The 13,299-nt window shown below is 63.6% G+C and carries 8 protein-coding genes and 1 tRNA gene; 6 read left to right on the plus strand and 3 right to left on the minus strand.

Translation table 11 applies throughout. The features are described 5' to 3' along the window. Positions 1 to 2: 2 nt before the first annotated feature. The 4 genes from ACTOWJ_RS05690 (at position 3) to ACTOWJ_RS05705 (ending at position 6,774) form a co-directional block, all read left to right on the plus strand. A complete protein-coding gene (locus ACTOWJ_RS05690) occupies positions 3 to 3,908 on the plus strand; it encodes a pilus assembly protein (protein WP_441333632.1) in 3,906 nt (1,301 codons plus the stop codon). Between the two features lie 11 nt (positions 3,909 to 3,919). Then, positions 3,920 to 4,363 (plus strand): type IV pilin protein, encoded by a 444-nt coding sequence (locus tag ACTOWJ_RS05695; protein ID WP_441333633.1) that lies wholly within the window; start codon positions 3,920 to 3,922, stop codon positions 4,361 to 4,363. 160 nt (positions 4,364 to 4,523) lie between these two features. Next, positions 4,524 to 6,554 carry an excinuclease ABC subunit UvrB gene (uvrB, locus tag ACTOWJ_RS05700; protein ID WP_441333634.1) on the plus strand — a complete coding sequence of 677 codons (2,031 nt, stop codon included), beginning with the start codon at positions 4,524 to 4,526 and terminating at the stop codon, positions 6,552 to 6,554. A 145-nt stretch (positions 6,555 to 6,699) separates the two neighbouring features. After that, a tRNA-Val gene (locus ACTOWJ_RS05705) sits at positions 6,700 to 6,774 on the plus strand. On the opposite strand, the gene ACTOWJ_RS05710 is transcribed toward ACTOWJ_RS05705, so the two are convergent. Then, on the minus strand, positions 6,745 to 6,909 hold the full coding sequence (locus ACTOWJ_RS05710) for a hypothetical protein (protein ID WP_441333635.1): 165 nt from the start codon (positions 6,907 to 6,909) through the stop codon (positions 6,745 to 6,747). The genes ACTOWJ_RS05705 and ACTOWJ_RS05710 overlap by 30 nt on opposite strands. Positions 6,910 to 7,435: 526 nt before the next feature. On the opposite strand from ACTOWJ_RS05710, the gene ACTOWJ_RS05715 reads away from it, so the two are divergent. After that, a complete protein-coding gene (locus tag ACTOWJ_RS05715) occupies positions 7,436 to 7,600 on the plus strand; it encodes a hypothetical protein (protein ID WP_441333636.1) in 165 nt (54 codons plus the stop codon). Positions 7,601 to 7,775: 175 nt separating this feature from the next. On the opposite strand, the gene ACTOWJ_RS05720 is transcribed toward ACTOWJ_RS05715, so the two are convergent. Both ACTOWJ_RS05720 and ACTOWJ_RS05725 read right to left on the minus strand, forming a co-directional pair. Beyond that, on the minus strand, positions 7,776 to 8,915 hold the full coding sequence (locus ACTOWJ_RS05720) for a hypothetical protein (RefSeq protein ID WP_441333637.1): 1,140 nt from the start codon (positions 8,913 to 8,915) through the stop codon (positions 7,776 to 7,778). Positions 8,916 to 8,923: 8 nt separating this feature from the next. Further along, the gene (locus ACTOWJ_RS05725; RefSeq protein ID WP_441333638.1) at positions 8,924 to 10,807 is read right to left on the minus strand and encodes an ABCB family ABC transporter ATP-binding protein/permease; all 1,884 of its coding nucleotides are present in this window, start codon (positions 10,805 to 10,807) and stop codon (positions 8,924 to 8,926) included. Positions 10,808 to 11,378: 571 nt separating this feature from the next. On the opposite strand from ACTOWJ_RS05725, the gene thrS reads away from it, so the two are divergent. Next, positions 11,379 to 13,280, plus strand: a complete 1,902-nt coding sequence (gene thrS, locus ACTOWJ_RS05730; protein WP_441333639.1) for a threonine--tRNA ligase — start codon at positions 11,379 to 11,381, stop codon at positions 13,278 to 13,280. The last annotated feature ends 19 nt before the right edge of the window (positions 13,281 to 13,299 follow it).

The following is a 13,299-nucleotide window of genomic DNA, read 5'->3' on the forward strand; positions in this document are numbered from 1 at the left end:
TCATGGCCTCCCAACGCGCTTATCTGCTATCCGCCACCGTTGCGCTCGCGCTGGGCGCGGGCGGCTACTGGCTGTATTCCAACGCCGTGCAAGGCGAGGGCACCTTGTCGCAGGTGCCGATGAACGTGCAGAACAAGGTCACGCCGGCTTTCATCATGGCGGTGGACGATTCCAACTCGATGACCTTCGAACGCCTGTTTCCGGGCGGCGACGGGCGCATGCAGTGGAATACCGATACCAACAGTTTCTTCAACGACGCCGGGCAGTTGGACAGGATCGGCGACAGCTGCAACAACGACAACAACGATTGCTATCTCTTTCTGTACCCGCATACGAGCTATAGACAGTACTACTCGGCTGGTCGAGCGATCCCTCCGATCGATACGTTAGGCTTCGCGCGCTCGCCCGATATCAATGGGAGTTATTTCAATCCCTCGATCACGTACAGCCCGTGGAAGAATTACGATGGCAGTCGCATGCCCGCGGCTGTCGCCAAAGACACGCGCGCCGATCCTCGGACCGGGGGGCTTTTCGATACTCCCAACGGGGTTAAGTACAACCTGGAGAGCGAGAATCCGCGTGCGGTGACGACCGAGCTCTATCGAGTGCGCAACGGCATGATCTTCCCGATCGGCACAACGTATCGGGCCGGCAACGGCTGCGGAACCGCCAATACGTTCGGCGAGTGGGTCACGGTAGCGGAGAACGATCTCGTCCTGGATATGGGGCAGACGTGGTGCGACATGAGTTTCAAGTACTTTCCGGCCGTTTTCTATCTCACCGGCAACGGTGTGAAATTGCCGGACGGCTATGGTTTCAAGTCCGATAAGATCGTCACGGTCGAGATTCCGTATCAGGTAGACGACACGGTTAAGAAAGTCGTGCTTTATAAGTACGAGATCAAGTCCGGGAATTTCGACTCGGGCTATCAGAATGCAGTAGACAATTTCGCTAACTGGTTCCAATACCATCGCAACCGCACGCTTGCGATGGTCGGCGCGATGACCGAGGCGATGGACAGCAGCGTCGGCAATCTGCGCGTCGGTTATTTCACGATCAACAAGCGCACCAACGTCACGATGCGCAAGACGGCCGAGGGCAACGACGCCGATCGCCAGGCGTTGTACGCCAGTCTCAAGAGCTTGAATCCGCCCGATCCAGACGAAAAAATCGGCGGCACGCCGAACCGCGATGCCGTTGCGCATCTTGGCGCTCAGTTCGTACGCACGGGCGGCAACGCGCCCGTCATCAAGGCCTGCCAGAAGAACGGCGGCATGCTGTTCACCGACGGTGCGACCAACTCCGATACGGGCCCGACCGATGTCGGCAACGCCGACAAAGATCTCGAGGCGCCTTTTGCGGATCAGTACAGCAATACGATCGCCGACATCGCGACCAAGTACTACAGCGGCGATGGTGTGCCGCTGCGTACTGGTGGCGGATTCCCGGCGAAGGGCGCGGGTCAGGTGCCGTTCCCGGAGGAAGCGTGCAAAGCGAAGCCGGCCGATAAGCGCGCCGACTGCGTCAGTGATCTGCACATGAATTTCTATGGCATCACTCTGGGCGCGAAAGGCAATATTTACAGCGTGAATGCCGCGATGACCCGCGATCCATACAAGGACGCGCCGAACTGGAACGACTACGCCGATCCGCGAACGGTGGACGACGGCACCACGGTCGACGAAATCTGGCACGCGACCATCAATACCCGCGGCGATTACATCAACGCCAAAACGCCCAACGACGTCACCGCGGCGATGCGGCGGGTGATCTCCTCCGTCGGCGGCGGCAATACCCCGTCCGGTTCGTTGGGTTTGACGGGTGCTCGCATCGGTAGCAATACGTTCAGTGTGGTGCCTAAGTACACCTCCGCCAACAACGGCACCGACTGGTACAGCAATCTCGTTGCCAGCAAGGTCGAGTACAACTTGCTGACCGGTAAGATCGCGTTGACCGAGAAGTGGGATGCGGCGACGCGATTGGAGAATCAGCACACCACGCGTTCGATCCGCTTCGCTACCTCAAACGGCACCGCCAAACCCACCGTCGCTCCACTCAATGCCACCGCGCTCGGCGACGATACGGCGACTTACAACCGTCTGTGCTCGGGGGCGCTGGCCACTTGCTCGGATCCCGACGGCACTCTGGACATTCGTGCGCGCTTGAAGAACGGCGCGGACGCGGTGGCTACCGGTGCGCAAATGATCGACTACTTGCGCGGCGACCGTTCGCAGGAAACCTCCGGCGATGTCGGCTTCTTCCGCAAGCGCACCACGTTGCTCGGCGATATCGTCAACTCCACGCCCGTGGTCTCGGCTCCGGGCGACGATTACGGCTATCGTTCGCTAGTCGTCGAAAGCAAGGCCGATAAGCTGGATTATGCGGCCTACCTGGAGAGCAAGCGCACAGGCAAGGCCGATATGGTCTACGTCGGCGCCAACGACGGTATGCTGCACGGCTTCCACGGCACCTCCGGCGATGAGACATTCGGTTACATTCCGGCGGCCTCTTTGGATCACATGGGCAATCTGTTGTTCCGCTACGACGTTGCCTACAAGAGTCAGGTCTTCGACCACCGTTATTATGTCGACGGACCGATCGCCGTGTCGGACATGCACGACGGCACCGCTTGGAAGACGGCCTTGGTCGCTACCGCGGGCGCCGGCGGCCGCAGCGCGTTCGCGCTCGACGTCACGGACCAGGGCGGTTCCCCAGCCCTGCTGTGGGAGGTCGACGACAAGGTCACCGCGACCGATGCCAGCGGCAAGAAGATCGGCGATCGCATCGGCAATGTGCTCGGCCGCCCGGTCATCGTTCCGGTGATGGATGGCACCACGGTCAAGTGGAAGGCGATCTTCGGCAACGGGTTCGGCAGCATTTCCGGTCAGGCGGCGCTGTTCGTGGTCGATATGAGCAGCGGCGCGGTCTCCACCATTCCCGCAGTGGAAGCGGCGGCTACGGCCCCGGCCGGCAAGAAGAACGGCCTGGCCAACCTGGTTGCCGTCGACAAGTGGCAGGGATCGGGAGTCGGAGCGAATGCCAAGCCCGGCCGCGATGGCCTGGCCGATACGGTGTACGCCGGGGACCAGACCGGCAACATCTGGCGCTTCGATCTGCGCGATATGAGCGTGGGCGCAGGCGGCAAGCCGTTGTTCACCGCCACAGACAAGAGCGGCAATCGTCAGCCCATCACCGGCGGATTGCAGGTCACCTCGGCGGGCGGCGGTTCGATGATCTACTTCGGCACCGGCAGCTTCTCCTTCACCACCGATCCGGAAGACAAGACGATGCAGTCGATTTACGGCATCGTCGATATCGACGGCACCCAGATCGGCAAACGCGAGGACACGCTGGAGCGGCAGTTCATTACCGGCGAGGCCAATGGGCTTCGCAGCGCGACCACCAAGAGCATCAACGCGCTCAAGCGCGGCTGGTATGTGGACTTGGTGGTGGACACGGCGATGAACGGTTCGAGCGCCTCGGTCGGCGAACGCTTCGTCGGCTATCCGCGCCTGCAGAACGGCACGTTGTACTTGGTGACCTACACGCCGACGGTGTCGAGCTCGACCTCGGTCAGCTGCGCCACGGACGGCAACAACATCGAGTACGGCTTGAATGCGCTCAGCGGCGGGGCCGAACTCGATCAGGTGCGGTTGGGCTCGGCCGACGGAACCAAGCTCAAGACCGGGACGGCCGGCATGCGCTTGAACACCGGCGGCACCGGCGTGGTCAACGAAATCGGATTGCTGACCACCGGACGTCCGCCACCGATGGCTGCTGGTGCGACCGAGGCGGAGTTGCAGAAAGTGCTGCAGAACCAGTGCTCGATCATCTTGCAAGTGCCCGGTGCTGATCCTCAGTACCTGCCACGCCCGTGCGGTCGCCAGTCGTGGCGTCAGCTTCGCTAACCGAGGGATCCATGAACATTCGTCGCGCCTCCAAGGCATCGCCCAGCGTCCAGTCGGGCTTCACATTGATCGAGTTGATGATCGCCGTGACGGTAGTCGGCATTCTTGCCGCCATCGCGATTCCCAGCTATCAGGACAGCGTTCGCAAGGGTCGTCGCGGTCAGGCCAAGGCCGATCTGGTCGAAGCCGTGCAGGCGATGGAGCGTCACTACACCGCCAACAACCAGTATTCCGGGAAAACCCTGAAAGAGATCTGGGGTTTCGATCGTTCCCCGAAGAAGGGCACCCAGTTCTACGCGTTGGCTTTCAAAAGCGACCCGACCACCCGGGAGTTCACCATCGAGGCCACGCCGCTGTCGTCCACCGATCAGGTCAAGGACAAATGCGGCACCTTGTCGATCGACCAATTGGGTAACAAGACGCCGGTAACCCCCGAGGAATGTTGGGGGAGATAATGCCGATCGAGTCGGGCGCCCAACGTGGCGCCCGATTCTTATGCGGACCGGCATGAACGGTCGGGACGGTACCTTCGGACTCGCGATGCGCTAGGGTAGCAATCGGCTGCCTCCGCCCATATTTCCATCGCTAGCCCCGTTTCAGCCAGGTCCCGTTTCCATGAACGAAACTTTGCCTTCCGGCGAATTCAAGCTGGTCTCGCCGTATTCGCCCGCCGGCGACCAGCCGCAGGCGATCACCAAGCTCATCGAGGGCTTCCAGAGCGGCCTGGCCCAGCAGACCCTGCTCGGCGTCACCGGCTCGGGCAAGACCTACACCATCGCCAACGTGGTTCAGGCGGTGCAGAAGCCGACCCTGGTCATGGCGCCGAACAAGACCCTGGCGGCGCAGCTGTACGGCGAGTTCAAGGCGTTCTTCCCGCATAACGCGGTCGAGTATTTCGTCAGCTATTATGACTACTACCAGCCCGAGGCCTACGTGCCTTCGAGCGACACCTTCATCGAGAAGGACAGCTCGGTCAACGAGCACATCGAGCAGATGCGGTTGTCGGCGACCAAGGCCCTGCTCGAGCGCCGCGACGCGCTGATCGTGTGCACGGTGTCGGCGATCTACGGCCTGGGCGATCCGAACGAATACTTCCGCATGGTCCTGCACATGGTCCGCGGCGAGCGGATCGACCAGCGCGAGTTGATCCGGCGCCTGACCGAGATGCAGTACGACCGCAACGACACCGAGCTGCGCCGCGCGACCTATCGGGTGCGCGGCGAGGTCATCGATGTGCATCCGGCCGAAAGCGACTCGCAGGCGCTACGCATCGAGCTGTTCGACGGCGAGATCGAGAACCTGACCCTGTTCGATCCGCTGACCGGCGAAACCCTGGAGAAGGTTCCGCGCTACACCATCTATCCGGGCTCGCATTACGTCACCACGCGCCGCACCGTGCTCGATGCGATCGAAACGATCAAACAAGAGCTGCGCGAGCGCCTGGAGCAGCTCTACGCCCAGAACAAGCTGGTCGAGGCGCAGCGCCTGGCGCAGCGCACCCAGTTCGATCTGGAGATGCTGGCCGAGGTCGGGTACTGCAACGGCATCGAGAACTACTCGCGGCATCTGAGCGGACACATGCCCGGCGAGCCGCCGCCGTGCCTGTTCGATTACCTGCCGCCCGATGCCTTGCTGGTGGTCGACGAATCCCACGTCACCATTCCGCAGATCGGCGCGATGTACAAAGGCGACCGCTCGCGTAAGGAAACCCTGGTCGAGTTCGGTTTCCGCATGCCGTCCGCGCTGGACAACCGGCCGTTGCGCTTCGAGGAATGGGAGGGTCGCTCGCCGCGCGCGATCTACGTCTCGGCCACGCCGGGGCCGTACGAGCTGCGCAAGTCGGAAGGACAAATCACCGAACTGGTGGTGCGCCCGACTGGCCTGATCGACCCGATGGTCGAGATCCGCCCGGTCGGGACCCAGGTCGACGACGTGCTCGGCGAGATCCACAAGCGCGTGGCGATGGGCGACCGCGTGCTGATCACCACCCTGACCAAGCGGATGTCCGAGAACCTCACCGAGTACCTCGGCGAGCACGGGGTCAAGGTGCGCTACCTGCATTCGGACATCGAGACGGTGGAGCGGGTGGAGATCATCCGCGACCTGCGCCTGGGCAAGTTCGACGTGCTGGTGGGCATCAATCTGCTGCGCGAAGGCCTGGATATGCCCGAGGTGTCGCTGGTGGCGATTCTCGACGCCGACAAGGAAGGCTTCCTGCGTTCGACTGGTTCGCTGATCCAGACCATCGGCCGCGCCGCGCGCAATCTGCGCGGCAGGGCGATCCTCTACGCCGATCGCATCACCAACTCGATGCAGCGCGCGATCGATGAGACCGACCGGCGCCGGCAGAAGCAGGTCGAGTACAACCTGGAGCACGGCATCACCCCGAAATCGGTGGCCAAGGCCGTGGTCGACATCATGGAAGGCGCGCGGGTCGATCCGGAGGCGCTCAAGGCCCGCGGCAAGGCGCGCAAGGTCGCCGAGGAGGCCGCCGAGTACGCTGCGCTCAGCCCGTCCCAGTTCGCCGCCAAGATCAAGCAACTCGAGCAGCAGATGTACCAGCACGCCCGCGACCTGGAGTTCGAGCAAGCCGCGTCGGCGCGCGACCAACTGCGCAAGCTCAAGGATGCCGGGTTCAGGACCTGAGCGGCCCGCGACGCGGATTCGAGCCGTTCTGCCGGCAAGGCCGCCACCACCGCGGCCCGTATGGATCGCCCCGAAAGGCTTGTCGCCCGCCGCCGGCTGGGCTACACTGCGCGCCCTTCGCCGGGAAGTTCAGCAAGACGGCGACGGGCGGTTAGCTCAGCGGTAGAGCACTACCTTGACATGGTAGGGGTCACAGGTTCGAACCCTGTACCGCCCACCAATTCGGTGAACAAAGGCCCGGCGAAAGCCGGGCCTTTCTGTTTTCGCCGCGCGGTTTCAGTTTCGGCGGCGTGCGATCGCGGCGCAGGCCGCGAGACAGTCGCCAGACCTTGCCGCCTGCGGCAACGACGTTCATGCCGGCGTGCACTGGCAGATGCGAACGCAGCGTCGGCGGGGAATCGCCGATTGCCCGAAGGCATGCGCGAATCTCATGTCCCAGCCGTCGTGGCGCGCCTGGGCTTGGATACGAATGCGGCGATGGCCGCTGCAGCGATCCAGATATCTTGCCGTGCAGGCACCGCAGTCGGTGAATCCCGGCGCCCCGGCCAGCGCGCGCGGCGGCATATGGCTGCGCAACGCGCAGGCCGGATCAAAGCGTCGCGAGCGCCTCGGAAAACAAAGCGGGCTATCGCATCGGACGGGTAACAGCGCCCCGAACCGCCTGCCACAAAGAAGCAGGCTGGACTAGCCGTATTTGCCGAATTTGATTTGCCTAATTTGGCGGTTCAGTTCTGATAAGTGCCGGATTGCTACCGGTTTTGTGGATTCGTCATGTGGAAAACGTATGCGCTTATTGCGTCTTCAAGCCTTGCTGAGCGCCTTCGCCGCTTCCTATGCTCGGGTTGCGGCGATCCCGCCGCCATTCGCTTAAGGAGTAGGCAATGCAGAACGAACAGACCCGTTTGATCGGCCGCATGGTCGCCATCGACGTTTCGATGTCCGACGATGCCGGCAACGAAGTATCTTTCGCGGCTGCGTCGACGTTTGTCCGCACCAAGCCGTTCAACGAGATCGACAGAGCCGACAACGGGGATCAGATCCCGTAATCCGTACGTCGCGGATTACCTTGGATAGAGCCGGGGGGTGCGCCTCCCGGCTCTATTTGCATCCGACGACCGCGCGTTCCACGCATGGATTCGCATTTGCCGCATTACTTGATCCTGGCAGCGAGCTGCGAGGACCCAGCGGCGGACCACACCGGAGCGCGGCCCGCCTGCGCGCTCATTCGCGCATTTCGAATGTGCGCGGCAGAGGCAGATGCAAATGCGCGGCCGGATCGACATCGCCGCGTTCTTTCATCGAATCCCAGTATTCGCGATAGCGGTAGAGCGGAGTGCGCCAGTCGTAGACGAAGTTCGGGTCGCGGCTTTGCGCGAACCGCACAAAACAGTCGAGCAAGGGCAGCTCGGGATTCACGCCCTCCAGCCACAGGAACTGGCCCATCTCGTTGACTTCCAGGAACATGTATTCGCCCTGGGGCGTGACCACGAAGTCGATGCAGCCGAACACCAGGCCCAGTCGTTCCAGCAACGCCAGGCAGCCGCGCTCGATCGCTTCGGGCAATGGGTAGCGCTCATAGCCCATGGCTTCGCTGAAGTCGTTGGCGCGCCAGTCGATCAGATAACCGCTGGAATTCTGCGACTTGATCTGCGCGGCGATGACCGTGCGGCCCATGACGGTGACTCGCAACTCGTAGCTCTTGTCGAGCAGGGGCTGGTAGATGCCCGGCGCGTTCGACAGCGAGGCGTCGTTGGCGAGCAGTTCTTCGCTGATCGCCGAGGTGTAGGTGGCCAGCGATTTTTCGTCCGAGACCCATGAAGCCCCGGTCATCGGCTTGTAGATCAGCTTGCCGTCGTGTTCGTGAAAGAACGCGCGGATCGCGGTCGGATCGTTGGAGATCAAGGTGCTCGGCGTCGTCAGGCCGACGTCGACCGCGATCTTCAGCTGCGCCGCCTTGCGATCGGCGCGCGCTTTGGCCGCGACCGGATTGATCCAGAAACGCGGGCTTTCATCGAGCAGGCCGACGGTGGCGCGGATGAACTCGTTGGCTTCGGTCTGGGCGAAACGCACATCGGCCGGATGCAAGTCGGGCGACGCTTGCGGCAGGTACCAGCGGCGCAGCCACACGGTGTCGATGTCGCGCACGGCGAAATCGCGATGATGCCGGGCGCAATGCATCGATACGTTCGCCGGATCGGCGCCCGCCTCGCCGCCGCGGCCGTCCACGCGCAGGCTGACGCCGTGTTTCTGCGGGAAATCGTGGGTGTACCAGAAGTGGACGGTCTCGCCCTCGCTTTCCAGGGCCCAGGCCACGGCGCGTGCGTGGATGTCCCAGGGGTCGCTGACTATCAATATCGTCATGACGGGTCCTATGTCGTAACGGTGGATGGTGTGGCGGTGTGTGGTTCGGATGGATCGTGGTCGCTTGCCGCGTCGGCGGGGGCCGGCGCGGTGGTGGCGTGCCCGCGTTGCTGCATCGACCACAGCTGTGCGTAACGGCCCGACGCGGCGAGTAGTGTCGCGTGGCTGCCGCGCTCGATGATGCGGCCGTGTTCGAGCACCAGGATTTCGTCGGCGCCGACCACGGTCGACAGCCGATGAGCGATCACCAGAGTGGTGCGGCCCCGCGCGGCCTGGTCGAGTTCGCGTTGGATGCCGTGCTCGGTCTGTGTATCCAGCGCCGAGGTCGCTTCGTCGAAGATCAGTATCGACGGCCGCTTGAGCAGGGTGCGCGCGATGGCGATGCGTTGTTTTTCGCCGCCCGACAGCTTGAGTCCGCGTTCGCCGACGTTGGTTTCGTAGCCTTGCGGCAGGGCTTGGATGAACTCATGAATGTGCGCGGCGCGCGCGGCTTCCAGCACGTCCTCGCGCGAGGCCTCGGGCCGGCCGTAGGCGATGTTGTAGTACAGCGAGTCGTTGAACAGCACCGTGTCCTGTGGCACCACGCCGATCCGCTGCCGCAGCGAGTCCTGGCCGACATCGCGCAGGTCCTGGCCGTCGATGGTGATGCGGCCGGCGGCGACGTCGTAAGAGCGGTACAACAACCGCGCCAGGGTCGATTTGCCCGCGCCGGTGCTGCCGACCACGGCCACGGTACGTCCGGCCGGGATGACGAAATCGATCGCCGCGAGCACTTCGCGTTCGCCGTAGCGGAACGACACGTTTTCGAAGCGCACTTCTCCGTCGCGTACCGTCAGTTCCGGCGCGCGCTCGCGGTCGCGCACTTCGATCGGCTCGTCGAGCAGGACGAACATGCGTTCCAGATTGGCGAGCGTCTGCTTGGTCTCGCGGTAGATCATGCCCAGGTAGCTCAGCGGCGCGGCCAACTGCAGCAGGAAGGCGTTGACCAGGACCAGGTCGCCCAGGCTCATGCGTCCTTCCACCACGCCCAGCGTCGCGCGCCATAGCAGCAGCGTCAGTCCGATCGCGATGATCGAAGCCTGGCCGATGCCGAGCAGCGACAGCGCCTTGAGGCTCTTGACCGCGGTTTCTTCCAGGCTGCGCAAACGTTGGTCGTAGCGCCGGGCCTCATAGCCTTCGTTGTTGAAGTACTTGACCGTTTCGTAGTTCAGCAGCGAGTCCACCGCGCTCGCATTGGCCTCGGTGTCGGCTTCGTTCATCGCCTTGTAGTAGCGCTGGCGCCACTCGGTCATGCGCACGGTGAAAAGCAGATAGGCCGCCAGCGTGCCGATGGTGATCGCGGCGAAGCTGAGGTCGTAGCGGCCGACCAGGATCGCGGTAACCAGGGCGATCTCGATCACCGTGGGCACCACGGTGTAGAGCGCGGTGTCGAGCAGTTCCGACACCGACGACATGCCGCGTTCGAGATCGCGGACGACCGCGCCGGTGCGGCGATCGAGGTGGAAGCGCAGGCTCAGCGCATGCAGGTGCGAGAACACGCGCAGGGCGATCTCGCGCGAGGTGCGCGCCAGCACGCGCGCGAATACGATGCCGCGCAGTTCCTGGAACACCGAGGACGACAGGCGCAGCGCGCCGTAGGTGCACAGCAGCGCGACCGGCACGGTCAGCGGCGTGGGCTTGTGGTCCAGCGCATCGATCAGTTGCTTGAGCAGCAGCGGTACGCCGGTGGTCGCCAGCTTGGTCGCCAGCACCAGCAGCAGGCCGAACACCACGCGGCCGCGGTAGTACCAGATGGTCGGCCACAGGCGGCGGACGATCGCCACCGCACCGATACTGGACGGCGCCGGCACGGGCTCGGGCGCGTCGTCGGCCTGATCGACGGGCGCGTTCATCCGCGCTTCGACCGCCGGTCTCGGTACGGCACGCGCTGCGGACGGCCGGACCGGCCGCGAATGATTTCCTTATGCCCCATCACGCCCCACGTAGATGGCTTTCCTGTGGAACTTACGGTACCGGAAGGTGCCTGGATTGCATATCCTGGCTGTGACGGCTGCCGCGCCCGCACAGCGGGTGTGCGGTTGACTTGGTGAGCGGCGTCCCCAACTATTACCGCCTGCGGCATCCGGCCGCGTCCCGAACCCGAGGTGGCCCGCGAGCGATCGCCGGCCGAGCGTGCGACATGGACACTACCCGCGCCCATCGCTGAACCACGCAGGCACCCGCAGACGCAGGCGCCTTTGAGGCGCTTTTTTCTTGTCCGTCCGCTCCCTCGCCCAGTAGGTTCGGCGCCCACGAGGTTTTCCTTCGGCCGCAAACCGGGGCTTACCGAAGCGGGCCCTCCGCCCGACAAGACGATCCGCCCAAGCGGCGGCTCCGCTGCCCGCGCGCTCAGGCGCCCGAGCACCGCGTCGCTCGCTCACCGCTCACGCCGCCCTTCACCTAAAGCACAAGATCCCCATCGCCATGATCGCCATTACGCTCCCCGACGGCAGCCGCCGCGAATTCGAACAGCCCGTATCCGTCATGGAAGTCGCCGCCTCGATCGGCGCCGGCCTGGCCAAGGCCACCGTCGCCGGCGAAGTCGACGGCAAGCTGGTCGACGCCAGCGACCGCATAGACCACGACGCCAAGCTGCGCATCATCACGCCCAAGGACCCCGAGGGCGTGGAGATCATCCGCCACTCCTGCGCCCACCTGGTCGGTCATGCGGTCAAGCAGCTGTATCCGACCGCCAAGATGGTGATCGGCCCGGTCATCGAGGAAGGCTTCTACTACGACATCTGGTACGAGCGCCCGTTCACTCCGGAAGACCTGGAGGCGATCGAAAAGCGCATGGTCGAGCTGATCGACAAGGACTACGACGTGATCAAGAAGGTCACGCCGCGCGCCGAGGTCATCGACGTGTTCACCTCGCGCGGCGAGGACTACAAGCTGCGCCTGGTCGAGGACATGCCGGAAGAAAAGGCCATGGGCCTGTACTACCACGAGGAATACGTGGACATGTGCCGCGGCCCGCACGTGCCCAACACGCGCTTCCTCAAAGCCTTCAAGCTGACTCGCATTTCCGGCGCGTACTGGCGCGGCGATTCCAAGAACGAGCAACTGCAGCGTATCTACGGCACCGCCTGGGCCGACAAGAAGCAGCTGTCCGCGTATATCCAGCGCATCGAGGAAGCCGAGAAGCGCGATCACCGCAAGATCGGCAAGCAGCAGAACTTGTTCCATCTGCAGGAAGAAGCCCCGGGCCTGGTGTTCTGGCATCCCAAGGGCTGGTCGATCTGGCAGGTCGTCGAGCAATACATGCGCCGCGTCTACCGCGACAGCGGCTACGGCGAAGTGCGCTGCCCGCAGATCCTGGACGTGTCGCTGTGGCAGAAATCCGGCCACTGGGACAACTATAAGGAGAACATGTTCTTCACCGAGTCGGAGAAGCGCACCTACGCGGTCAAGCCGATGAACTGCCCGGGCCATGTCCAGGTGTTCAACCAGGGCCTGCACAGCTATCGCGACCTGCCGATCCGCTACGGCGAGTTCGGTTCGTGCCACCGCAACGAGCCCTCCGGCGCGCTGCACGGCATCCTGCGCGTGCGCGGCTTCACCCAGGACGACGGCCACATCTTCTGCATGGAAGACCAGATCGAATCGGAAGTGACCGCGTTCCACCAGCAGGCGCTGGCGGTGTACCAGCACTTCGGCTTCGAGGAGATCCAGATCAAGATCGCCCTGCGCCCGGATTCGCGCCTGGGCGACGACGCCACCTGGGACAAGGCCGAAGCCGCCCTGCGCAGCGCGTTGTCGGCCTGCAACGTGGAATGGCAGGAACTGCCCGGCGAGGGCGCTTTTTACGGCCCGAAAATCGAATACCACCTCAAGGATGCGATCGGCCGCACCTGGCAGTTGGGTACGATGCAGGTCGATTTCATGATGCCGGGCCGTTTAGGCGCAGAATACGTCGATGAAAACAGCCAGCGCCGGACCCCGGTCATGCTGCACCGGGCTATCGTCGGCTCGATGGAGCGATTCATTGGGATCCTGATCGAGCACCACGCCGGCCAGTTCCCGGCCTGGCTGGCTCCAGTCCAGGCCGTGGTGATGAATATCACCGATTCCCAGGCCGATTATGTGGCCGATGTCCGGAAACTCCTTGCAAATCAAGGGTTCCGGGTCGAGGCCGATTTGCGCAACGAAAAGATCGGCCGTAAGATTCGCGAGCACACGCTCGATCGCGTGCCCTACCTGCTTGTGGCCGGCGACCGCGAGAAGGAGAATGGCATGATTGCGGTGCGCACGCGGGCAGGGGAAGACCTGGGGACGATGACCGTCGCCGAGTTCGCCTCGCGTTTGAACGGCGAAGCGGCCGGCTAACCGCGCGCAACCCGCAACA

It is taken from the genome of Lysobacter sp. CA199 (assembly GCF_052078715.1).
Taxonomy (GTDB): Bacteria; Pseudomonadota; Gammaproteobacteria; order Xanthomonadales; family Xanthomonadaceae; genus Lysobacter.

Coding starts and splice junctions, on each gene's coding strand:
- ACTOWJ_RS05690 (WP_441333632.1), top strand. CDS start 3: ATGGCCTCCCAACGCGCTTATCTGCTATCCGCCACCGTTGCGCTCGCG.
- ACTOWJ_RS05695 (WP_441333633.1), top strand. CDS start 3,920: ATGAACATTCGTCGCGCCTCCAAGGCATCGCCCAGCGTCCAGTCGGGC.
- uvrB (WP_441333634.1), top strand. CDS start 4,524: ATGAACGAAACTTTGCCTTCCGGCGAATTCAAGCTGGTCTCGCCGTAT.
- ACTOWJ_RS05710 (WP_441333635.1), bottom strand. CDS start 6,909: ATGAACGTCGTTGCCGCAGGCGGCAAGGTCTGGCGACTGTCTCGCGGC.
- ACTOWJ_RS05715 (WP_441333636.1), top strand. CDS start 7,436: ATGCAGAACGAACAGACCCGTTTGATCGGCCGCATGGTCGCCATCGAC.
- ACTOWJ_RS05720 (WP_441333637.1), bottom strand. CDS start 8,915: ATGACGATATTGATAGTCAGCGACCCCTGGGACATCCACGCACGCGCC.
- ACTOWJ_RS05725 (WP_441333638.1), bottom strand. CDS start 10,807: ATGAACGCGCCCGTCGATCAGGCCGACGACGCGCCCGAGCCCGTGCCG.
- thrS (WP_441333639.1), top strand. CDS start 11,379: ATGATCGCCATTACGCTCCCCGACGGCAGCCGCCGCGAATTCGAACAG.